General features: G+C 65.4%; 15 protein-coding genes. 9 read left to right on the forward strand and 6 right to left on the reverse strand.

Annotated elements, in window-relative coordinates; all coding sequences use genetic code 11:
• Positions 1 to 18 precede the first annotated feature (18 nt).
• Complete coding sequence (locus VGQ44_05230) at positions 19 to 675, forward strand: DUF305 domain-containing protein (GenBank protein HEV8446196.1); 657 nt, start codon at positions 19 to 21, stop codon at positions 673 to 675.
• Positions 676 to 696: 21 nt separating this feature from the next.
• The gene (locus tag VGQ44_05235; protein ID HEV8446197.1) at positions 697 to 2,673 is read left to right on the forward strand and encodes a hypothetical protein; all 1,977 of its coding nucleotides are present in this window, start codon (positions 697 to 699) and stop codon (positions 2,671 to 2,673) included.
• Between the two features lie 37 nt (positions 2,674 to 2,710).
• On the opposite strand, the gene VGQ44_05240 is transcribed toward VGQ44_05235, so the two are convergent.
• Positions 2,711 to 4,660, reverse strand: a complete 1,950-nt coding sequence (locus VGQ44_05240) for a serine hydrolase domain-containing protein (GenBank protein HEV8446198.1) — start codon at positions 4,658 to 4,660, stop codon at positions 2,711 to 2,713.
• Between the two features lie 393 nt (positions 4,661 to 5,053).
• Between VGQ44_05240 and VGQ44_05245 the strand changes: the two genes are divergently transcribed.
• The gene (locus VGQ44_05245) at positions 5,054 to 5,953 is read left to right on the forward strand and encodes a YncE family protein (protein HEV8446199.1); all 900 of its coding nucleotides are present in this window, start codon (positions 5,054 to 5,056) and stop codon (positions 5,951 to 5,953) included.
• 114 nt (positions 5,954 to 6,067) lie between these two features.
• Here the strand turns inward: VGQ44_05245 and VGQ44_05250 are convergent, their stop codons facing one another.
• A complete protein-coding gene (locus tag VGQ44_05250) occupies positions 6,068 to 6,640 on the reverse strand; it encodes a redoxin domain-containing protein (GenBank protein ID HEV8446200.1) in 573 nt (190 codons plus the stop codon).
• Positions 6,641 to 6,746: 106 nt separating this feature from the next.
• On the reverse strand, positions 6,747 to 9,851 hold the full coding sequence (locus VGQ44_05255) for a protein kinase (protein HEV8446201.1): 3,105 nt from the start codon (positions 9,849 to 9,851) through the stop codon (positions 6,747 to 6,749).
• Between the two features lie 352 nt (positions 9,852 to 10,203).
• Between VGQ44_05255 and VGQ44_05260 the strand changes: the two genes are divergently transcribed.
• Positions 10,204 to 10,506: a hypothetical protein gene (locus VGQ44_05260; protein ID HEV8446202.1), complete on the forward strand. Its 303-nt coding sequence runs from the start codon at positions 10,204 to 10,206 to the stop codon at positions 10,504 to 10,506.
• Positions 10,507 to 10,565: 59 nt separating this feature from the next.
• On the opposite strand, the gene VGQ44_05265 is transcribed toward VGQ44_05260, so the two are convergent.
• Positions 10,566 to 11,072 carry a TonB-dependent receptor plug domain-containing protein gene (locus VGQ44_05265; protein HEV8446203.1) on the reverse strand — a complete coding sequence of 169 codons (507 nt, stop codon included), beginning with the start codon at positions 11,070 to 11,072 and terminating at the stop codon, positions 10,566 to 10,568.
• Positions 11,073 to 11,124: 52 nt separating this feature from the next.
• The gene (locus VGQ44_05270; protein ID HEV8446204.1) at positions 11,125 to 12,168 is read right to left on the reverse strand and encodes a phosphotransferase; all 1,044 of its coding nucleotides are present in this window, start codon (positions 12,166 to 12,168) and stop codon (positions 11,125 to 11,127) included.
• Positions 12,169 to 12,248: 80 nt separating this feature from the next.
• On the opposite strand from VGQ44_05270, the gene VGQ44_05275 reads away from it, so the two are divergent.
• The 3 genes from VGQ44_05275 to VGQ44_05285 are packed head-to-tail and all read left to right on the forward strand — an operon-like array spanning position 12,249 to position 18,298.
• Positions 12,249 to 12,797: a sigma-70 family RNA polymerase sigma factor gene (locus VGQ44_05275; protein HEV8446205.1), complete on the forward strand. Its 549-nt coding sequence runs from the start codon at positions 12,249 to 12,251 to the stop codon at positions 12,795 to 12,797.
• A complete protein-coding gene (locus tag VGQ44_05280; protein ID HEV8446206.1) occupies positions 12,794 to 14,590 on the forward strand; it encodes a hypothetical protein in 1,797 nt (598 codons plus the stop codon). The genes VGQ44_05275 and VGQ44_05280 overlap by 4 nt, the downstream gene beginning before the upstream one ends.
• 30 nt (positions 14,591 to 14,620) lie before the next feature.
• On the forward strand, positions 14,621 to 18,298 hold the full coding sequence (locus VGQ44_05285; GenBank protein HEV8446207.1) for a carboxypeptidase-like regulatory domain-containing protein: 3,678 nt from the start codon (positions 14,621 to 14,623) through the stop codon (positions 18,296 to 18,298).
• A 193-nt stretch (positions 18,299 to 18,491) separates the two neighbouring features.
• On the opposite strand, the gene VGQ44_05290 is transcribed toward VGQ44_05285, so the two are convergent.
• Positions 18,492 to 19,355: a hypothetical protein gene (locus VGQ44_05290; GenBank protein HEV8446208.1), complete on the reverse strand. Its 864-nt coding sequence runs from the start codon at positions 19,353 to 19,355 to the stop codon at positions 18,492 to 18,494.
• Between the two features lie 519 nt (positions 19,356 to 19,874).
• Here VGQ44_05290 and VGQ44_05295 point away from each other — a divergent pair.
• Positions 19,875 to 20,234 (forward strand): PadR family transcriptional regulator, encoded by a 360-nt coding sequence (locus VGQ44_05295; protein ID HEV8446209.1) that lies wholly within the window; start codon positions 19,875 to 19,877, stop codon positions 20,232 to 20,234.
• Positions 20,231 to 22,888, forward strand: coding sequence for an ABC transporter permease (locus VGQ44_05300; protein ID HEV8446210.1), 2,658 nt, complete (start codon positions 20,231 to 20,233; stop codon positions 22,886 to 22,888). Before VGQ44_05295 ends, VGQ44_05300 begins: the two co-directional genes overlap by 4 nt.
• Positions 22,889 to 22,923: the final 35 nt, after the last annotated feature.

Genomic DNA, 22,923 nt, shown 5'->3' on the forward strand with positions numbered 1-22,923 from the left:
GGTAGTAGGTTGAAGACGATGGGTCTACCGTCTGCTCGATTGACGATTGCGCTGCTCTGTGCCTCGGCAGGTGTTGGTTTTGCACAAGGCACGGGGCGCAGTGCCGCTTCGGATTCCGCGGCGAGGGAGCGCGCCCGCGCCGACAGCGCGCGGCTTCCCTATACCACGGCGGACGTTCAATTCATGACGGGGATGATCTCGCATCATGCCCAGGCCATCGTGATGGCCAAGATGGCACCCACGCACGGTGCCAGTTCCGCGGTGCAGACGCTGTGCGGCCGCATCATCAACGCGCAGAACGACGAAATCACGTTGATGCAGAACTGGCTGCGGGATCGAAACCGGCCGGTGCCCGAGGCGAAACCGGTGCCCATGAAGATGATGATGAACGGTCAGGAGATGGTGATGCTCATGCCGGGCATGCTCTCCGACGATCAAATGAAAGCGCTCGACGCCGCGCGCGGCGTCGCGTTTGATACGCTTTTCCTGCGCGGGATGATCCAGCACCATGGTGGCGCGATCACCATGGTCCAGCAGCTCTTTGGTACGCCGGGCGCCGCGCAGGACGAGTCCGTCTTCAAGTTCGCCAACAACGTGAACGTGGATCAGAACACGGAGATTCATCGCATGCAACAGATGTTGTTGCTCGAAGCGATCGAATCTCACAAACCCTAAGCGATACCTACCGAGTTCCGTATGCGATCACTCCGCCTTGCACTCGTGGTTCCCGCGGCGCTTCTTGGCGCCTGCACGCACACGTCCAGCGTTACGCTGTCCGGGGGGCCCGTCCGCCAAGACGCGAGCTTCAACATCGAGCCGATGGCCAAGGCGGCGGCGCCGAATCCTGATACGCGCGTCGGGCTCAAGGCGGGGCTGAACGACGCGGGTCAGGCCAGCTGGAACATGCGGCTGGTCTCGACCACCCCCACGCCCGAGCAGTTCAAGAGCGTGAACTCGGATCTCGGGTTCTTCGGCAAGTACGCGCTTCAGGGAACGTTCGACGGATGGCTGGTCTGGGACGTTTCGAATCCGAGCCATCCGACGCTGCGCAAAGGATACTTCTGCCCGGCGTCGCAGAACGACGTCTCGGTCTACAAGAACCTGCTGTTCATGTCTGCAGAATCCGAGTCGTCGCGCCTCGACTGCAAGCCAGGCGGCATCACGGAGCCGGTCAGCGCCGAGCGAATTCGCGGGCTGCGCATCTTCGACATCAGCGACTTGGACAACCCGAAATACATCACGAGCGTCCAGACGTGCCGCGGATCGCACACGCACACGCTGGTCGTGGATCCCAAGGACGCGAACAACGTCTACGTCTACATATCCGGGTCGTCAGGCATCCGCCCGGCCGCGGAGCTCGCGGGATGCAGCAACAAGCTCCCCGAAAGTGATCCGAATTCCGCGCTGTTCCGCATCGAAGTGATCAAGGTGCCGCTGGCGCACCCGGAGCAGGCGTCGGTCGTGAGCAGCCCGAGAATCTTCAACGACCTCACGGCGCCAGCGCATCATGGGTTGGCGCAAGGCGACGTCGAAGATGAAAAGGCCATGCTCGCGCAGGGCAAATTCCCGATGAGCGTGCTCGGCATCACGATGGAAGCACCGGCGCAAATGGTCGGGCCGCTTTTGGACAGCGCGGCCAAGGCAAATCACGGCGGCGGTCCGGCGAACGGCGCCGACTCCGCCGCGGTGCGAGCGGCGCTGCCGCAAATCGTGCTGAAGCAGTTCGGCATGAGCGCGGGCGCGGACCGCGGCCCGACCCAATGCCACGACATTACCGTGTATCCGGCGATCGGATACGCCGGCGGCGCGTGCGAAGGCTATGGAATGCTGCTCGACATTCACGACCCGGCGCATCCGGTTCGCTTGGATGCCGCCTCCGACTCGAACTTCTCGTACTGGCATTCGGCGACGTTCAACAACGACGGCACCAAGCTGTTGTTCAGCGACGAGTGGGGCGGGGGCAGCGCGCCGAAATGCCGCGCCAGCGATCCGCGCGACTGGGGCGCCGACGCGATCTTCGACATCGTGAACAACAAATTGGTCTTTCAGGGTTACTACAAGCTCTCCGCGCCGCAGACGGCGCAGGAAAACTGCGTGGCGCACAACGGCTCGATCATTCCGGTGCCGGGCCGCGACGTCATGGTGCAGGCGTGGTACCAGGGCGGTGTATCGGTGTTCGATTTCACCGATCCCAAGCACGCCGCCGAAATCGCGTTCTTCGATCGTGGGCCGATCGACCCGAATCGGATGGTGGAAGGCGGCTCGTGGTCCGCGTACTGGTACAACGGCGTGATCGTGAGCTCCGAGATCGCGCGTGGGTTGGACGTGCTCGAGCTAACGCCCAATCCGTTGCTGACGCAGAACGAGCTCGACGCGGCCAAGACGGCGCACGTGGACTATCTCAACGTCCAGGGGCAGCCGCGATATTCGTGGCCGGCCAGTTTCGCCGTCGCGCGCGCCTACGTCGACCAGCTCGATCGATCGAAGGGCCTCAGCGACGCGCGCATCTCGGCGGTTCGCCAGGCGCTGTCGAGCGCCGAGAGCGCATCTGGGTCGGCGCGGAACAGCGCGCTGTCACAGCTCGCGAGTCAGCTGGATGCAGACGCCAGCGGTTCGCGCGATTCCGGGAAAGTGCGGACGCTGGCGGCGGCCGTTCGGGATCTGGCGCAATGAGCGGGTGGACGGGTAGACGGTGGACGGGTGGACCGGCCTACATCCGCCATCCGAGGAGATTCCACTGCAACAGAGACCACGTAAATAGGATTGCAACCACAGTGGCGGCGGTGAAGCGAAGGCGCGCGGCGCGCGTGCCTTCGTCGAGCCCCCACTGCCGGAGCGCATAGAGCGCCGCGCCGAGCACGCAGATCGCCGCCAAGACGGGCAAGACGAGCACGATCTTGAGCGACGTGAGTTTGCCGTTCAGGAGTCCGCCGCCCGAAGCGCTGGCAATCGCCACGACCGCGATCGCGAACACGATCTGGAAAACCGACGCCGTCACCAGCAGCCAACGTCCCGGCAGCGTGTCCTCGCGCCGCGGAGTGCCGAGTCGGCGCCGCACCAATCGGGCGATCGCGGCCAGCACCATGCCGACGAAGACCAGCACGCCGAGGCCGAGAATCATCCAGTGGAGCGTCACCGAGTGGCTGAACGGCACTCGCTCCATCGTCATCATCGGCGTGGGACCAAAGAACGCACGCACGATGTGACCGCCGCTGTCCGCCTGAAACGCGACGAGCGCGTCGCCGAGCTCCTCGCGATAGAGCAGCGGCCCGACGGGCAGTAGGCGCGAGTCGCCGAGCGGCGAGTGCATGAGAAGGCGGCCGCTGTCGGCCTTGATGCGAATGTCGCCGGCGAGGCCGATAGCCTTCTGGAACGTCGTGTACGATCGCCGGTTGAATTCGTACTCGCCCTGGACGCGCCGCGCTTGCGCCGCCGCGTCTGCCGTGATGGCTACGACGGACGGAGTAGACGGATAGTAGTGATCGAGAAACTGTGTGAGGAACTGCGCGAAACTCAGCTCGCCGCCCGTGCTCGTATTATAAGACACGAAAACGCCGAGCCTTTCATCCGGGATGAGCGCGAGGTCGGTGTGGAACCACTGCGTGTCGCCGCCGTGTCCGATGATGCGCAGACCATGGCTCGTTTTCTCGTAGAACCCGAGCGCGAAGCCGGGAAGCCGCGGGTCGTGTCCGAACGCGCGCGCGTGCATGCGCTTCGCGGTCGAGTCGGCAAGAATGCGCTGGCCATTCAGTTCGCCGTCGTTCAGGTGCGCGATCATGAACTTGGCCATGTCCGTCGCGCTGGCGGCAATCGACCCGGCCGGCATGGGCTCGACGATCTCGAACTTTTCCGGCCGATACGAGCCGCCGGCCCACGCGTAGCCGTGCGACATGTCGTCTCGCAGGCGAGCGGGAAGCGGTTGGCGCGTCGTCGTCTGGGTCATCCCCAGCGGCGTGAGCACGTGCTGCTCGATGTAATCGTCCCACGGAATACCGGACACACGCTGTACGACGTATCCGGCGAGCGCCGTGGCATAATTGGAATACGACGCGTATGTGCCAGGCGGCCGGACGCGTCCGGGGATATGCGTCGCGAGCCAGTGGCCGAGCGGAACGAGCTGAGTCGAATCGTCGCTGATGAGGTCTCGTGAGTCTTCCTCGAAGCCCGGCGTGTGGGTCATGATGTGGCGCAGCGTGATCGGCTGCGGGTAAGTCGCCGGAATCTTGAAGTCGAGGTAGTGATTGACGTCGGTGTCGAGGTCGAGCTTTCCTTGCTCGACGAGCTGCATCACCGCGGTCCAGGTGAAGAGCTTGCTGGTGGATCCGATTCGAAAGAGCGACCGGCCGGCATCGACCGGCTGACGCCGCGCGACGTCGGAATAGCCGTAGCCCTTCGCGAACAGGAGGGCGCCGTCCTTCACGACGGAGATGGTCGCGCCGGCGACGTGTTTGTCGCGCAGATTCGCCTCCATGACGCCGTCCACGAATGCCTCGAGCTCGGCACGATCGCGCACGCCGCGCATCGGAGTCGGAGTCGACGCCGGCGGTGTTTCGCTGGGGCTCTTCGCCGTCAATCGACGAGGGGATGTCGCCTGCGCGTGCAGCGCGTTGGACGAAGCGGCGACGAGGCAGATCGCGAGCAGAGAGATGCGATGAGTCATCGTGGGCTCGGGATGAGAGGCGAATCGCGCAGGCGGCAGGGAGGCGCGTTGCATCGCCAATATGTGCCTGGGGCGGCACGACGGCTACGTGGCCGTCCATTCAATACAGTAAGACGCGACGTCATCATATTGCGCGGCGATCAAGCTCCTTGCCGAGCCGTGAAAGCAGATGAAAACGACTTTCGATGTCGCAGGCATTGGCCGACAGGGGGGGAAGGGTTCATGAGAAATGATAGATGGTGGCTCGCGTTGGGGGCGTGCCTCGCGGTGTGCTCCTCGGTTCATCCCTTAGTTGGTCAAACGTGCTACGCGACAGCCGAGTCGTTGACCCCGGCCGGGTGGCGAGCCCCCTCTCCGGCTCACCAGACGCGGCCCGCGTCCGGGCTCAAGTTGGTGCGCGAAATCCCGCTGCCGGGTCCCGCGAACCGGTTCGATTACCAGAGCTTCGATCCGTCCACCGGCCGGATCTACATGAATCACATGAACGCCGGGCGAACCATCGTGTTCGACGCGGACAGCGATCGAATCATCACCGAGATCACCGATGTTCCACGCGCGACCGGTGTGTGGGCGGTGCCGGCGCATCACCAGGTGTACATCTCCGCCGCCGGGGCGCACGAAGTTGCAATCGTCGACGACAAAACGCTCAAGGTCGTGAGTCGAGTCGGTGGAGTGCGCTTCCCGGATGGCATCGCCTACGCTGCAAACGCCGACAAGGTGTTCGTGTCGGATGAATCGGGCGGCGCCGACATGGTCATCGACGCAAAGACGCGAACGAAACGCTCGATGATCGAGCTGGGCGGGGAGGCCGGCAACACGCACTACGATTCGGTGTCGCATTGCGTTCTCGTCGCCGTGCAGACGAAGAATCAGATGGTCGCCATTGACCCGATCAGCGAGAAAATCGTGCAGCGCTACGACCTTCCGGGCTCCGATCACCCACACGGATTCACGATCGACGAGCCGGACCGCCTCGCCTTCGTCTCGAACGAGGGGAATGCGGCCCTGATCGTGCTCGATCTCCGCACCATGAAACCGATCCAACGGCTCAAGGTCGCCGACGATCCGGACGTTCTCGCCTGGGATCCCGCCTGGCGGCGGCTGTATGTTTCGGCGGAGTCGGGGGTAGTATCGGCGTTCTGGCTCGACGGAAACACGCTCGAGCCGATCGGTGAGGTCCGCGCGCCGCACGCCCACACGGTATCGGTCGATCCGCGCACGCATCGCATCTATCTCCCGCTCGAGAACGTTGGCGGCCGTCCGCTGCTTCGCGTCTACGAGCCGGCGCGTTGACACTTTGAGTCTTGCGGTGCCGACTTACGAGAAATGGTGGACGGGTGGACCGGTGGACGGCAAGGGGCGCCCGAAACGGGCGCCCCTTTTTGTTCGCGTGCGGAATGCTCTCAGTTACTTCGCCGCTTTGATCGCCGTCGTGAGCTTGTCGTAGCCGTCCTGGGCCAGCGCGTTGAAGCGCGTATCCTCGTACGCGATCTTGCCGTCCTTGCCGATCACAAACACCGTGCGCTTGAAGTAGGGCCGGGCTGCGCCCTGCGAACCGTACTTGGCCGCCACGTCGCTCTTGGTGTCGGCGATCATCGCGAAGGGGAAGTGCGCATCCTTGGCCCAGCTCGAGTGCGACTGAAGGCTGTCGACCGACGTCGGAAACACCACGACGCCGTCGCCGAACAGCGACGCATATTCGTCGCGGAATTTGTTCAACTCGGCGGTGCAACCCGAGGAGCGATCCGCAGGGTAGAACGCAAGCACGACAACCTTGCCGCGAAGTGCCTTGAGCGACACCGGGATCGACTTACCGGTCGAGTCGGTCGCCGTCGCCGTGAAGTCCGGGGCGAACTCGCCCGCGGCCGGAAACGCGGCGGCGGGTTGACCCGACTGGCTCGGCGCGGCCTGCGCGTGCGCCGCGGCGGCGGAAGCGACCGCGGCGAAACCGGCGAAAGACACGCGAAACAATCGGTTCATACAATCCTCAGTTGGTCGGTCGGTGAAGAACTGCGCCCGGCGTGCGGAGCGCGGTCGAAAAAACCCTGCCGCAATCGCACGACCCCTACAAGCGGAGCTCTGGCGACTATCCCGCTTTTCTGGATTGGATGGCCGCCAGCCGCTTCTTCGCGCTCTGGACCTTCGGCTGGAGCTCCGGATCCGCGTGCTGCCACAGGGTGATGAACGCGGAAAAGTTCGAGGCGGCCTTGTCGAGATTGCCCTTGGCCTCGTACAGCTCGCCGAGCCGCAGCAGCAGCGGCGGCAGGTTCGAGATGTCCGAGTTGATGCGACCCGACGACGTCGTCGCGAGATAGTGTTCCCAGTACGTGATCGCCGAGTCGGGCATGTTCGCGAGGTCGTACGCGCGCCCGATGTCGACGTACAGACAGGTACCGCATTCGCGGGCGGGGCCGTCGGGCAGCGAATCGGATTTCCAGAATTCCGAGACCGCGACCAGTGGTTTATGCTCAGCCAACGCTATCTCCGCGAGCGTGGAGTGATAGGTCGGCACCGCCAGGGCGCGGAGCGTCGAATCCCTCATCTCGGCGTCGTACTTGGCGAGCATGGCGCGCGCTGCGTCGACACGGCCGCCAAGCGCATATGCTTTGGCGAGGGAGAAATAGGGGCGTTGATCCACGGGCCGGGTCGCGAGCGACGTAGCCGCGAGCGCCGCGTCCATCGCGTGCAAGGCGCGCGTCGTGTCGGCGAAGTACCACAGCCTGATGTACGCCACGCCGAGAGAATCGGACAGTGGATTCGGCGGGGTCGGTCCGCGCAGAGCCGCGACAGCCGCTTTGACTTGGTTCGACAGGTCGTGCGCCTGTGTCAGCTGGCCTCGGAGGGTGGCGATGCCGCCCAGGTTACTATATGCGCCGGCCCGAATGAGCGGATTGGGATCGTTGACCTGCGTACGGAACCACGCGTCGGCCGAATCCAACTGCCCGCGCGCGAAAAACGGCAGTGCAGGGAACTGCCGGGCGGCGCTCGAGTTGGGTGCCCGCGTCCTGATTTGGTCGAACAGCTTGGACGCTTCGTCGATCTTGCCCTCGTCAAATAACGTGGAGGCCAGACTCTGGACCGCGACAAGTGGCGCACCGGGCGTCGATGCCGCCTTCTTGTACAGCGACTCCGCCTGCGGCAGTTGCCGGCGCGCTTTGAGAATGTTTGCGAGATTGATCGACGCTATCTGATCGTTCGGATCGATGGCGATAACGTGTTCGAGCGCATCGGCGGCCCTCGCGCGGTTGGGCTCCGGACCGCTCATATAGTAGCTCCCGATCGTGAGATAGCGCTCGCGGTCGGGAAGCTTCGCGCTGAAACGGAGCGCGCTCCGGTACGCGCTGTCGCTCTGCGCGCGCGGCATGCCACTATTGCCCAGCGCGACACCGAGTTTGCGGTAAGCCATCGCGAACGTCGTATCGCGCGCGACCGCTTCGCGAAGCAGCCGTGCCGCCGTCGCGTAATCCGCGTTGAGGTCCGCCGCGCGAACCCCCTCCGCGTATTTCTTGAGCGCCTCGAGCGACGAGGTCGTCACCTGGTCGAGTGCCGGCGCGTCGCGCACGGCCTTGAGCGACTCGCCGATCCGCCCGCGGAGCTTGCGCGTGAGTTTGTCGACCGCGTCGAGCAGCTGGCTCGGGCCGTCGACCGTCTGCTGAAACCCGGCGAGCTCACCGCCGGAGTCCGCCGAGACGAGTCGCAGCGACAACGCATAGCCGCTGCCGAGTGGCGTCACGCTGCCGTCAACGACGGCTTTGGCGCCTTCGCGCTGTGCGACTTCGCGCGCGAGCCCGAGGTCGAGGTTCGTGGACGCCGGCTTCTGCATTCGTTGCAACGCCGCCGCGATCGCGGTCGGCGGCATGATCGAGACGACCTTCGATTGGCCGAGGTTCGTGCGAACCGCCTCCGTCACGACGTGCGACAGCGACGAATCCTTGCCCGCGTTGAAGTCGACGACGAGCAGCCGCTCGCGCCCGGTCATCTTGCCCGCCGCGAGCAGAGAGCCAGCCGGCCCGATGCCGAGCGAACGCAGAATCATCACGACGGCGACGAGGACAACGAAGCTCGCCAGCGCGCCTCCCGTGAAGCGGAACGTGCGCGACCAGTTGAGGCGCGGGCTCACGTTGAGCGCCGTGAGCACCGCCGCGATCCCGCCGATCGCCAGGGCGATGAGCGCGCCGACGAACACCCAGTCCGGCACGCCGAGCGCGATCACCGCGGCCTTGGCCAGCACGGCGACGGCGACGACAAGCGCCGCGTACACGCCGATGCCACGCTTGGCCGCCTGCGGTCCCGCGAAGAACGCCGCCGCGGTCATCGATCCGGAGGTTCCGCTCGCGACGCCGTCGAGCGCAGTCGCGATCTCGCTCGCGTTGGGCCGCCGCGATGGATCCTTCTCGAGACACCGCATCACAAGATCGGCGAGCGCCGCCGGCGTGTCGGGCCGTTTCGTGGCGACTGGCGCTGGCTTCTCGGTCAGATGCGCGACGAGCGTCTTCTGCGGCGACAGCCCCGGGAAAGGCGGTTGGCCTGTCAGGAGCTCGTACGCGACACAGCCGAGCGAATAGATGTCGGCTCGCTGATCCACGTCGGGATCGCCGGCCGCCTGTTCCGGAGAGATGTACGTCGGCGTACCGACGGACGTACCGAGCTGCGTGAGCGACGAATCGGCGGGCGCCGCGGGCGACGGCGCGTCCTTCGCCGCGCTGAGCGCCTTGGCGATGCCGAAGTCGGTGACGACCGCGGTCCCGCCACTCAGCAGCACGTTGTCCGGCTTGATGTCGCGATGGACGATCCCGCGTTCGTGCGCGTACGCGAGCGCGCGGGTGATGTCGCGCAAGACGCCGACGACGTCATGAATCGACAGGCGCGCGCCGTTGGCCAACCGGGTGCGCAGCGACTCACCTTCGACGAACGGCATCGTATAGTACGGGACGCCGTTGAGCTCGCCCGCGGAGAGGACAGGAACGATCTGCGCTTGTTGCAAGCGTGCGGCGACCTGGATCTCTCGCCGGAATCGGTCGACGCTGACTTCAGCGGCGAGCTCGCGCGGAAGGACCTTGACCACCACTTTGCGCCCCAGCGCCTTCTCCTCGGCGAGAAACACGCGCGACATGCCGCCACCGCCGAGCTCGCGTTCGAGCACGTACGCTGAGCCGAGTGAGGACTGGAGCTCGTCGCGAAGGTCTGCCATCGGGGCCGGGGGGGGCCGAAGGGTTGGGCTAAACTACGCACCTGCCCGCGGGACGTAAACAAGCACGGTCGATTTCAAATCGACCTTCTTTGAACAACCATGAACCGTTCACGGAAAAGTTTCGTTCGTCGATACGAGGGAATCACCCTCGGTGCGGCGGTCCTCGCCCTTGCCGCCTGCGGGGGCGAGCTTCCTGACGCTCGATAGCATTCCACGCGGTGCCCGCGATGCACTTGCCGCCCAGGCACCGGACTTCGTGCCTTGGTCCCCGGACGGGTATTTGCCCGCCGCCCGCGACTCGGCTCAGCCGTCGAGCGACGAAGGTCTCAGCATCGTCCGGTCGAGATTCCGGGTGCCCAACGCCGTCGACTATGTCGTCGCCGGTTATGATCGCCGACTGCACGCGTTGCGAATCGTCGCCATTCTCACTCAGCCGGCAGATAGCTCCTACCGGGTGATCAGCGTCTGTGATGGCCCCGAGCGCCCTGACTCGATTGGCGGGCGGCCGGACAGATATCTCTCCGTCGACAGCACGTCCGTCGCCGGGAGGATCCACCTGCTGGTTGTGCCCATCGGTGGAGGGGCACCGGTGAACACTCAGCGCTACGTGTGGGTGCCCGCGCGCGGCGAATTCCTGCTCGTGACGCCGAACTAAGTGCACGTTCGGCGACGCGACCACGCCGATTGGAATTGCGACGAGGCTGTGCTGAAAGACTAATGCGGCTTTGACCGTCGCTCGATCAGGATCACGCCGTTTCCGCCACGCAGCCCGTACGCGGCCCCGCTCGATCCGCGCAGGATATCGATCCGCCGAATGTCCCCGGGGTTGATGCCGGAGAGAACGAGCTCGGTCGGCACATTGGGAGACTGCGCCACGCCGTCGACCACGATCAGTGGATCGCCTCCGCTCACCATCGCTCCGCGGATGCGCACCGTGTATCCGCCGGTGGCCGTGCGAAGCACCTCGACGCCGGGCGCGCGTCCAATGAGCAATTCCTCGACGCGCCCGACCGATGCTGCTTCTTCGTGGGTCGGGAAGATCGATGTGATGGCCGACGTGACGCGCGTACGCGGCAGCTCGCCGTAGCCGATCTGGGCGTCATCGCCCGGCGCCGGCGTTGTCGCGCTCGTGCGCCCCGCACTCACGCAGGCCAGAGCTGCTGAGGCGGCGACTAGCAGGGGAACGATCCTGAATGCCGCCGGTCGGATACCAGTGAACATGCCCGCCTCGCCGAAGATGCCTAGAACTTCTACCTGTCAATAGGTAGATGTTCTAGTGCTCTGGCGTCAAGCGGCGTGTGACGAGATGGCCTGCCCCGTGGACCGACGCCGTGAGCGTGTCCGTGATCAAATCGCGCAATTCGGTCACGATCACGTCGGGCACGTCGTCGCGGGTGAGGAGCTCGCAGAGCGCCGGGAGATCGGCGAGACGCGCACGGAGAGACCAGTCGCCGGCCGGCTCCCAGCCTCCGTCGACGAGTCCCCGCGAGAAATGGGGCTCGTACCGCGACTGTCCCGGCCGCTCGTAACGCAGCATGTTGCCGATATCGGCAAACATGGAACCGGAAAACGCGAACTCCCAATCCAAGATCGCGGCGACGACCCAGCGGCCGCCGTCTTGGCGAACGAAGATGTTCGGCGAGTTGAAATCCCCGTGAACCAGTGATGCTGGTTCACTCGGTGACGCGTGCAGCGGCTCGGTCGCGCGGACGAACGATCGAAGCCGCTCTCGCAACCCGGCGTCGAGCCGTCCAGCGACGACAGGCGATTCGACGAAATGGTCGACGACGCCGACGAGCGACACGCCCGCCAACACGTCGTCCTCCACCGTGAGGCCGGCCGACAATCGACCCGACCTGTCGAACCGGTGGCGTTGCAATCGCGCCAGCAAGCGACCCGCGTCATACGAAGCATCGGCCAACGCCTTCGCGTCGCCGCGCCGCCGAAGCTCTCGCAGCGAAATGCCTTCGATGAACTCGAGAACGCAAAATGGAGGATAGCCGGCCGCGCCTCGCGGCTCGACAAATAACACGCGGGGAACCGGAACGTCGCTCTGCACGAGGTCGAGAATCTTGACCTCTTTCGCGCAGGACTCGGGATTTCGGTCGTAGAAGCGCAGCACAAACTGCTCGGCGGACCCGCTGAGCCGGATCCGGTAGTTCCAGTTCATGATGCCGCCGGCGAGCGGTTCTACCGCCGTCACTGCGACGTCGCCACGCCACGCCGTCAGCAGCGCATCTATAGTAGCGGGCGTCAGCGCCGGCGGTGGTGATACGACCTTCCAAGTCGCTTTGTCGAGATGGTTGGGATTCGTCACGCAAAAAAGAATACCCCGTTCAGACCTCGCGTGGGTTTTCGCACCCTTGTGCGTCGTATGAACATCACGTTTCCTCACGGATGCCTGCCGCCGATCGCATAAGCGAATCCGAGCTCGAACGGATCTACGACGACACGATTGCGGAGCTCTACGGCTTCGTGTCTCGCCGTTGCGGCGGCCAGCGCGAGCTGGCAGAGGACATCACGCAGGAGGCGTGGTTCCGCGCGCTGCGGCATTGGCGCGAGCACGGCGTTCCGACAAACCCGGTCGGCTGGCTGACGACCGTCGCGAAGAATCTGCTGACGAGCTATTTCCGCCGGCATCAACCGACCGCGCTGGACGAAGTCTCGCCGGCGGAGGTTCTCGCCGCGGTGGACGCGAACGCGGTCAGTGAGTCCGCCGAGGTGGCGTCGCTGGTGACGCAGGCGCTCGGGCGCATTCCCGAGGCGGAGGCGAAGCTGCTCGAGACGTTCCACTACGACCGAATGAAGACGTCCCAGCTCGCGGAGCTCTATGGAATCTCCGAGCGGGCCGTCGAGGGGAGGTTGCGGCGCGCGCGCGAACGATTGCGCCGCGAGCTGAAGATCGCCCTCGAGGACTATGAGCAAGGAAACGGGGGTATGGCATGAATCAGCCTGACGATCCACACACACCGACACCCGAGTTTCGGGAATCGCTCAAGCGAGAGCTCAAGCGGGCGTATCGCGCCGAGCTCCAGTTTGGAGTCCGGCCGTCGCGGTCGGCGCCGATTGGAAAGGTCGTCGCGGTGATCGGCATCGCCGCGGGCGCGGTGTTCGCGCTCACGACAGGGCTCGTGCTCGGCATGAACACCGGACCGGCGGCGGCCGAGGCGCTGGCGACCAATCAGCGAGAGGTGGCGGCGACGTCGCTGGCGACGACACGGGCGTTCACCTCGTCGCGATTGGCGTTGGCGCGCGTGGTCTACGACTCGATCCGCCGCGCGTACGCGGCAGGGCAGGCGACGAAGGCGGATCTCGACAAAGCGAAATCGGAGGTGGACACCATGGAAGCAAACGCCGCGCAGGTCGAGGTTGACGCCCGCAGCGCTCCGGCGCCGAAGCCGCGAACCTGCCGTTCCATCTTGAAGGAAGCGCCAGTCAAGAATGCGCTCGCGGCACTCGTCTGCGGAGCGGTGGCATCGGCGCAGACGCCGGCGTCGCGGCAGCAGGGTATTCCAGTCCTCAGCCTGACCGCGCCGGTTGCGCGAACGACGTCGACGTTCGGCGCGATTCTCGGTGTGCGCGAGCTCTCCGACGGACGAGTCCTCGTCAACGACGCGGGCAGACGCCAGCTCAAGATCTTCGATGCGTCGTTGGCCAATGCGACGATCGCATTCGATTCGACGCCCGGAGCGTCGAACAGCTACGGGACGCGGGCCGACCAGATCGTCCCGTATCTCGGCGACTCGACGATCTTCAACCAGGGTTACGGCGAGCCGAAATTGATGTTGGATGGCACGGGGCGCGCTGTGCACGCGATCGCGCTTCCCGACTACAGCGACGGCGCCACGCCATTTCCGGTCCCGTTCGCGGCCCCGCAGGCCTCGGATCCAAAGGGGCGATTGTACGCGCGCGGTGGAACGATGGTCCGGGGGGTGAACGGCGTGGGCGTGACCGCCGATTCAGTCCTCATTCTCCGTGCCGATCTCGAGGCGCGAACGGTGGACGTCGCCGGGGCGCTGCACATCGCCGTCGGAAAAAACCGGGGCGACCCTCCCGAGAATGGCAATCGCGTCGTAACGACCATCATCCAACCGGTGCCGACCGAGGATTCATGGGCGGTGTTGTCCGACGGGACGCTCGCCTTCGTCCGCGGGCGGGATTACCACGTCGATTGGGTGCTGCCGGACGGCGGCATGAAGTCCACGGACAAGCTGCCGTTCGATTGGAAGCGCCTCACCGACGACGAGAAACAAAAGCTCGCGGATTCGGCGAAGGTGGTTTGGGATTCTCTCATGGCGATCCGAAATCGGCGCGTGAACACGCCGGTAAATCCGGGTCGTCCTGACGGGGGAGGCGGCGACGGAGCGAATCAGGGTCGTGGTCGCTCGAGCGGCGGCGTCGACCCGACGGGACAAGCCGGGAGCATTCAGCGAATGATCTCCGTTCCACTCTCCGAGATTCCCGACTACTTCCCGCCAATTCACCGCAACGCCGCACTGGCGGATCTCGACGGCAACCTCTGGGTGCTCACGACGACGACCGCGCAATCGCTTCACGGAGAGTTGGTGTACGACGTGCTGAGTCCAGCACGTGGGCTGTACGAACGCGTGCGCATGCCGGTCGGCCGATCGATCGCCGGGTTCGGCAAAGGCGGCGTCGTATACCTCCAGTCCGGCGACCGTGCGGCTGGGTTCACGCTCGAGCGCGTGAAGCTCGAAACCTCGAAGCCGTCGAAGTAGACACTTCGCCACTCACACAAGCATTCGGCCATGCTGCTCTCGCGCATGGGCGCGGCCGTAGGCGCGCTCTTGATTGCCGCTCACGCCGCGCTGACACCAGTCGCTGCGCGCGCTCAGGTGTCGACCGACATCGTTCGCGGCCGGGTCACCGATACCGATCAAAAGCCCGTGCAGGGCGCCGAGGTGAAAGCGACGTCCTACATGGGACAGGTCTCGAAGACCGCCACCACGGACAAGGGCGGCCGCTTCACGATCATCTTCATAAACGGCGAAGGCGACTACTGGATCGACGTGCGCAAGCTCGGCCTCCAGCCGAAGCGATTCGAGGTCAAGAAGGTCGGCGACGAGGAAGTCATGCTCGCCGACGCGCGGCTGTCGTCGGCCATCGTTTCTCTCGACGCCGTGGACATTCGCGCGCAGCGAACGCGCGCGCTGCCCGACCGGAGCTCGAAGGAGCCCGACGTCGGCGGTGGCGCGCGTCCGCTCACGAACAACCCCGTGTCACCCGACCAAGAGGGCAACCTCGCCGCCATGGCCGCCGCGGCCGGCTTTCAGTTGGTGCCTGGTCTCAATGGCGCGCCCGACATGTACTCGGTCCTCGGTCTCTCGGGCGATCAGAACAACGTGACGTTCAACGGTCTCGGCTCGGGGATCAGCGCGCTGCCGCCCGACGTCCTCGCGACGACGTCGATCAACCCATACCCGTTCGACGTGTCGCGCGGCGGATTCAGCGGAGCGCAGATCTCGATCCTGACGATACCGGGGTCGAACTTTTCGCGCCGCGTGGTCACGAACTCCAGCCTGGCGCCGCAGCTCGAGTGGGCCGACCAGCCGTCGGTTGCGCAGGGAGACCGATATACGAGCGTGCGCGTGGGCGGAAACGCCGCGGGCCCGTTCAAGGTCGATGAGATCTTCTACAACGGCGCGTACAACGTCGGACGGAGACTCAAGGACGTGTCTTCGTTGGTGGACGCGAACGAAGCGGGTCTCATCGCCGCCGGTGTAGCGCCCGATTCAGCTGCGCGGTTGCTGAACGTACTCAGGGCGGACGGTATTTCCGTGAACCGCGGCGGAATTCCTGGGCGGCAGGCGCAGGACGTCGCGCAAGGCCTGTTCAACATGGATCTCATGCCGAGCGCGTCGGGGGCCGGCCACTCGTTCACGTTGGGACTGGCCGGCGACTTTCGGCGAACGAGTCCTGTGGACGTCGTCAGTCCGCTGCTCGCGACGCCGGGCCATGCGGATGCAACGACGTTCTGGGGCGCGAACGCGTCGCTCGTGCACACCAACTACTTCTGGTTCGGCGTGCTCAGCAAGACCACGATCGGTCTCGCCGGACAGAGCACGACCTCGGATCCATACCAGCGGCTGCCCGAAGGCATCGTGTCGGTCGCGTCGGCGTTGCCGCCCCCCGATGGCGGATCGTCCGTGCGGTCGTTGTCCTTCGGGGGCAACGCGCTCACCACGGCGACAGGGAATCGCACGGTTCAAATCACGAACCAGCTGAGTTGGTTCAGCCTCGACAACACCCACACGCTTCGTCTCACGTCGAGCCTCGGTCACGACACGTTCAAGAGCGACGTGGGGCGAGACCTGCTTGGGACCTTCCGCTTCAACTCGTTGAGCGACGTCGCGGCCGGCGTACCCGCGAGCTTCACGCGCACGCTCACGAGCGCCACGCAGTCCGGCGGACAAGTCGTCGGCGCTTTGGCGCTCGGCGACTACTGGCGGCCGAAGCCCGGATTGCAGGTCCAGTACGGCGTGCGCGTGGATGGAGCGCGATTCACCGACGTGCCGGCGGCGAATCCGGCGGTGCAAACGACGTTCGGTATCCCGAACGATCGCTTGCCGAGCGACGCGTACTTCAGCCCGCGCGTCGGCGTGCAGTGGGCGTATGGAACGTCGTCGCAGGTTGCATACGCGCCCGGCGCGGCTCGCCCGCCGCAAGCGGTGATTCATGCCGGAGTCGGCGTCTTTCAGAACGTTGCACCGTCACCGTTCGTCGCCGGGGCGATGAACGCGACCGGGCTCCGGTCGTCGTCGCAATCGATCACGTGCGTCGGATCGGCGGTGCCGTTCCCCGCGTGGGCCTCATTTCTTGGCGATCCGTCGTCGGTTCCGACCCGCTGCGCCCCCGATGGCTCCGCCGGAACTGTCTACGCCACGGGTGCGCCGAACGTCGTGCTGTTCGACCCGGCGTTTCGTGAGCCCCGCGCGTTGCGCGGCGCCGCCGATTGGTCAGGTCCGGTGTTCGACAACCGGTTCGTGCTCGGCGTGCAGGCAATCGTTTCGAACGGTCTCGACCAGGCGAGCGGGTTGGATTTGAATCTCCACCGTTCGCCGGAGTTCTCGCTGCCGGGGGAAGGAAACAGACCCGTGTTCGCCGAGGCAGCGGCGATCGTGCCGTCGACAGGGAGTATCGCCGCGGGCGCTGGGCGTGTGTCTGCCGACTTTGCTCGCGTCTGGATGCAACGATCGGATCTGGCCGTTCACTCTCGACAAGTGAAGGTAGATCTCAAGCCGATCACGGCGAACCTTCGCTTCAAGTGGGATCTCACCTACACATTCCTCGGCGTGCGAGAGCAGTACCGCGGGTTCTCGAGCACGGCGGGCGATCCATTCGCGGTGAGCTGGGGGACGCAGCCGCAGACGCCCCGCCATACGATAGATCTGCGCTGGACGGATCTTCCGATTTTTAACTTCCTCTTCCTGACGACCGTCCTGCATGCGACGTCCGGTGAGCGATTCACGCCGCTCGTCGCGTCGGACGTCAACGGCGACGGGATGGTCAACGATCGCGCGTTCATCTTCGACCCGACGAAGTCGTCGGACTCGCTCGCTTCCGCGATGCGAACACTTCTCGCGACGGGCGCGCCCGCGGCGCGTGCATGTCTCTCGAAGCAGATCGGGCAGTTGGCGTCACGCGCGAGCTGCCAGGCGCCGTGGACGATTGCCAACGCCGTGCAGCTCAAATTCAACCCGGCGAAAGTCGGACTGCCGAAACGCGCGACGATCGCGCTCACGGTAGCCAACCCGCTCGGCATTCTCGACCTGGCGCTGCATGGCGGCGCCGACACGCGCGGGTGGGGACAACAGATTCCCCCGGATGACAACCTGCTCTATGTACGCGGCTACGACCCGACAACCCGCGCGTTCAAGTACGACGTCAACCAGCGCTTCGGTTCGACGCGCCCGCGGGAGTCCGTGACGCACACGCTGCCCTTCGTGAGTCTTCAAGTGAGCGTCGACGTCGGAGTTCCGCGCGAGCGGCAGTTACTCACGCAGCGGCTCGAGGTCGGTCGCACGAGAGAGGGAAGCCGTGCGACCCCCGAGTCGATGAAGAACTTCGCGACGAGCGTGATTCCCAACCCGATGGCGATGGTGCTCACCCAGCAGGAGGAACTGAAGTTGACGCGGGCGCAGGCCGACAGCCTGGCGACGCTCAGCTACAGGTTCTCCCTGTTCGCCGACTCGGTGTGGACGCCGGTCTCCGACTATTTCGTCACGTTGCCGGAGGTGTACAGCCACGGCGAGGCGTACTCGCGATACGTGTCGGCACGCGAACGAACGATCGACTACCTGATGACGCTCGTGCCCGCGGCGAACGGTGTGTTGACCGGAACGCAACGGCGGCAGCTGCCGTTGCAGATAGCCAATTATCTCGACCTGCGAGTCTTGCGGTATCTCCGGTCGTCGTCGGCACCGTGACGGTGACTACAACTGACGGAACAGAGTGCGGATTTCGCGGATAAAGGGCCGGAGTTGGCGGGTACTGCAAAGACTTTTTTGGAACGGCAACTGCAACTGCGACGGCAAGTGCAAGTGCAAGTGCAAGTGCAAGTGCAAGTGCAAGTGCAACTACGTACACCCGCACGCCCGTCCACCAAGTCGTGTAGCGACGTCAGAGCGAGATGCCCCGGCCGAACACGGCGACGAAGAGGAGTCCTACCGCGATCGCGGCGCCAATTGTGATCTTGCTGCGGGGAATCGTGAGCGGGGGGGCGTCGTTGACAGCTGTCGCGCCGCGCATGGTTTGGGCGCCCCACGCGAGTCCGGAGGTGCCTCCCAATGACGCGGCGGTCGAAGAGATGAGGAGTATGAGGACGCCACCGGGATTGAACAGGCCGGCGGCGCATGCGATTAGGACGCCTGTCACGTAGGCGATGAGCGAAAGCTTGTTTGCCAGTTTGTAACGCTCGTCGGCGTCGCCGCGCACGATCGTGGCGAGCAGACGGTAGAGCTGCACGGTGGCCCAGCAGTACGCCGCGAAGCCGCCGGCGGCGATGAGGGTTCGCCAAAGCCACGTCGGATTCTCATCATGGATCACGTCCGCCCAATCGCCGATGTTGGAGACGCCTGAGTAGAAGAAGTAGCCGAGCCCCACCATGATGTTGGTCGCCGCGAAAAGCCAGAGCGCGAATCGTCGCGTGCCGTGATCCGACGAGCGTCTGAAGAGCCACAGCGCGATCGCGCCGGTGATGAGGTTGATGATGGTTCCGCCGGCGGCGACGATCTTGCCCGCGGCCACGCGCGTTGGAGCGACGTTGCAATCGAAGCTGGCCGACGTGAGCCGGAGCGGTGTGCCGCCGACCAACAGGCACGCGCCGCCATGGCCGAGTCCTTCGTGCAACAGCGCGGTGGCCGCGTGGACGATGATCCCCACGGCGATGACGGTCAGCACGTCGACGACGGGCGCAGACGAACCGGTCGTCATCGTGCGGTCGAGGGGATTGGCGGGTGCTGCGGTGGACGAGTGGCTGGCCATGAAGAGCTTCGCTGGTTCTGGCGGGGCGGTTGACCGACAAACTACAGCTGCAACTGACGGAACTGAACGCGGATGTCGCGGATAGAAAAGCGGATATCGCGGATAGCAACAACTTTTTTGTGGAACAACCTCGGGAAGGTCGTGCTGAGGCTCTCGGGCGTCGGTGAGGTGACCTCCAGAACCGCGGGGGGCGCGGGGTTTAGAACGAGAGCCGAACGATCACGTTCATCAAAGGGATCATTCCGAATCGCGTGCGCTCGAGCCGTTTCTGTTCGACGCCTACATCCAGCCGGCCATCCCGCGATCCGATTTCCAACGCGACGAGGCCGCCGCGTTCAGCCGCTGATTGCCCCACGGATGCGTCCACGTCGCTGCCCCACAAGGGACCGGCGCCCGCGCGGGCGTAATATTTCCATTCGCCGCGAACAAAGCCCGCCTCATGCAACGCTGGCGACGCACAGCATTGACCAATTCCGACTGGTTCTATACGTTCCTTCAGGGCATCTGAAGGAGTCGGGCGTGACGGTGGACGAGGATCGCGGCGGGGAACTCGTGCAGGGCACCCTGGAGATGCTGGTCCTCAAGACCCTCGCGCTCGAGCCGATGCACGGCTGGGGAATCGCCCACCGCATCGAGGCCATGTCGGGGCGAGTGTTTCTCGTCACGCAGGGCTCGCTCTACCCGGCGCTCGTCCGCATGAAACGACGCGGATGGATCTCGTCGTCGTGGCAGACCACGGCGAACAATCGCCGCGCGCGCTACTACGCGCTCACGGCGGCGGGTGAACGGCAGTTGTCCGAGCAACGCGCCGCATGGCAGCGCGCCACGTCGGCGGTCAACGCAATCCTCGGCGCGCGTACGGTGCCGGTGAACGCATGAGTCTCTTTTCCGATGTCGTCGAGCGCCTGCGGGCGCTGGCCTTCCGCCGACAAGACGAGCGTGACCTCGACAACGAGCTGCGCTTCCATCTCGAGATGGAAGCCGAGGAGATGCGGCGAAAGGGAATTGCGCCGCAGGAGATTCGACGGCGCACGGTTCTCGCGCTCGGCGGCGTCGACCGCACCAAAGAAGAGGTGCGCGACGCGACCGGTGTTCGATGGCTGAGCGACGCATGGGACGACGCCCGCTTTGCGCTCCGAGTGTTGAGGCAGCGCCCGACCTTCACTGTCACCGCCGTGCTCACGTTGGCCCTCGGCATCGGCGGCACCACGGCGGTGTTCAGCGCCGTGGACGCGGTGCTCATCAAGCCGCTGCCGTACGGTCAGCCGGGGCGGCTCGTCCGGCTGTACTACGTGGATACGCGCCGCAAGATCGACGGTTCGTTCGTCACTCCGGTTCACTATCTGGCCTACCGCGACGGACTGAAATCCTTCGAGAGCCTTGCCGCGCTCAACACGTACGGCGAAAGCGGCGGCGACATCACCGGAGACGAGGGGCGCGGGGCACGCCGCATTCACGTGCTTTACGTCAGCCGCGACTATTTCGACGTCTTACGTTCGCCTCTCGCGGCAGGGCGCCCCTTCGATGCGCAGGATGAGGTCAGCGGCCGAGCGATCGTTCTGAGTGACGCGCTCTGGCGCGACCGGTTCCATCGCGATGCGTCGGCGATGGGACGAACGTTGACGATGAACGGCGTGCCGTACGTCATCACCGGCGTCATGCAGCCGGGATTCACGGATCCCGTCGTGATCGGGGGAGCCGTCGACGCGTGGATCCCGATCGACTTGGCGCCCGGGCGCATTCCGAGCAACGTGGACAACCACTACATGACGGTGATCGGCCGGCTGCGGCCCGGCGTGACGATCACCGCCGCGCAAGCCGAACTCGACGCGCTCGGCGTGCGGCTCTCAGCCGAATATCCCCACACCAAAACCGTGGGGGCGGTGCTCAAGCCGCTGAAAGAGGACGTCGTCGGCGAATCGAGTCGCGCGTTGCAGCTGATGCTCGCCGCCGCCTTCGCGGTGCTGCTGCTCGTCTGCGTGAACGTCGCGAACCTGCTGCTCGTGCGCGGATCCGAGCGTGGACGCGAGTTCGCCCTGCGCGGCGCCCTCGGCGCCGGCGAAACGCGCATTGTGCGGCAACTGCTCATGGAGAGTTTGGTGCTCGCGCTGGCGGGCGACGTCGCGGGTCTTGTCGTCGCGCAGCTCGCGATGCGCGGAATCGTCGCGCTCGGCGGCGGCTCGATTCCGCGGTTGACCGCGCTCTCGCTCGACCCGCGGATCCTCGGCTTTTCAATTCTCATATCATCGGTGTGCGCCATTGCGTGCGGACTCGTCCCGGCGATGCGCGCGGGGCGTTCCGACCCGAACGAGACGCTTCGAGGCGGAGGAGGCGAGTCACGTTCGTCGACCGACGGACGCTCGCACGCCCGTCTGCGCTCGCTGCTCGTGGTCGCGCAGGTCGCGCTCGCCTTCGTGCTCGTCGCCGGCGCCGGGCTGCTCATTGCCAGCGTTCGCCGCCTGCGCGAGCTCGACCTCGGCATTCGCGCCGAGAACGTGCTGACGTTCGAGTTGCATCTGCCGGAGGCTCGCTACGACTCGACGGCGCGCGCCCGTACATATGAAGAGGTCGCGCACCGGTTGGAGGCCATCCCTGGGGTGAGCGCCGCGGGCGGCGTGTCGAAGCTGCCGGCGACGGGCCAGTACAACATTTGGGGTGCCGAAGCCTTGTCGGGACCGCTCGCCGGGACCAAGAGCGCCGACGTCCCGGCGGAGAACCGCGTCGTGTCGGGCGATTACTTCAAGGCGGTTGGAATTCAGATCGTCTCCGGTCGAGCGTTCAACGCCGGCGACGTGCCTTCAGCCCCGCGGCGAGTGATCGTGAGCCAATCGCTCGCGAAGCGGATTTACCCGGGCGTCGATCCGATCGGTCAGACGATCAGCGCCGGCGACGCTACGTGCCTCATCGTCGGTGTCGCGAATGACGTGTCGGTCGATGCCGAGGGTCGCGCGGAGGATTTCGTCTACCACCCGCACGCGCAGTTCGCGGGAGATCGCAATTGGGCGCTGGCTCAGGTGGTGGCCGCGACGACATCGCCGGAAGCGATCGAAGCCGACGTCCGCCGAGTGGTGACGGCGACGGATCCGGAGCTCGTGATGCACCATCCGATGTCGCTCGCCGAGGCGATCGGCCGCGGTGAGGGGCAGCGAACATTCACGCTGCGCCTGCTCGCGAGCTTCGCCGCGATGTCACTCGGGCTTGCGGCACTCGGTCTGTTCGGCGTTCTGTCGTATGGTGTGAAGCTGCGCCGCCGAGAGATCGCCATTCGGGTGGCGCTCGGCGCGGAAGCTCGCGCGATTCGCCGAATGGTGCTGCGGCAGGGGATGTCGATGACGGGGATTGGAATGGTCATTGGGCTGGTTGGCGCGTTGGCAGCGTCGCGATTGATGGCATCGCTGTTGTTTCGAGTGAGCCCCGTCGATCCGCGGATTCTCGCGAGCGCCGCCTGCTGCCTCTTTGTCGTGGGCGGGCTTGCGGCGTATCTGCCGGCAAGCCGCGCGAGCAGCGTCGATCCGAGAACGGCGCTCCAGTAGCCTCCCCCGGTCGTGGCGAAACCACGACCGGCTCC

This window comes from Gemmatimonadaceae bacterium (assembly GCA_036003045.1).
Taxonomy (GTDB): Bacteria; Gemmatimonadota; Gemmatimonadetes; order Gemmatimonadales; family Gemmatimonadaceae; genus JAQBQB01.

Excerpts from the sequence above, each read along its gene's own strand:
- VGQ44_05230 (HEV8446196.1), top strand. The coding sequence starts at position 19 with ATGGGTCTACCGTCTGCTCGATTGACGATTGCGCTGCTCTGTGCCTCG.
- VGQ44_05235 (HEV8446197.1), top strand. The coding sequence starts at position 697 with ATGCGATCACTCCGCCTTGCACTCGTGGTTCCCGCGGCGCTTCTTGGC.
- VGQ44_05240 (HEV8446198.1), bottom strand. The coding sequence starts at position 4,660 with ATGACTCATCGCATCTCTCTGCTCGCGATCTGCCTCGTCGCCGCTTCG.
- VGQ44_05250 (HEV8446200.1), bottom strand. The coding sequence starts at position 6,640 with ATGAACCGATTGTTTCGCGTGTCTTTCGCCGGTTTCGCCGCGGTCGCT.
- VGQ44_05255 (HEV8446201.1), bottom strand. The coding sequence starts at position 9,851 with ATGGCAGACCTTCGCGACGAGCTCCAGTCCTCACTCGGCTCAGCGTAC.
- VGQ44_05265 (HEV8446203.1), bottom strand. The coding sequence starts at position 11,072 with ATGTTCACTGGTATCCGACCGGCGGCATTCAGGATCGTTCCCCTGCTA.
- VGQ44_05275 (HEV8446205.1), top strand. The coding sequence starts at position 12,249 with ATGCCTGCCGCCGATCGCATAAGCGAATCCGAGCTCGAACGGATCTAC.
- VGQ44_05280 (HEV8446206.1), top strand. The coding sequence starts at position 12,794 with ATGAATCAGCCTGACGATCCACACACACCGACACCCGAGTTTCGGGAA.
- VGQ44_05285 (HEV8446207.1), top strand. The coding sequence starts at position 14,621 with ATGCTGCTCTCGCGCATGGGCGCGGCCGTAGGCGCGCTCTTGATTGCC.
- VGQ44_05290 (HEV8446208.1), bottom strand. The coding sequence starts at position 19,355 with ATGGCCAGCCACTCGTCCACCGCAGCACCCGCCAATCCCCTCGACCGC.
- VGQ44_05300 (HEV8446210.1), top strand. The coding sequence starts at position 20,231 with ATGAGTCTCTTTTCCGATGTCGTCGAGCGCCTGCGGGCGCTGGCCTTC.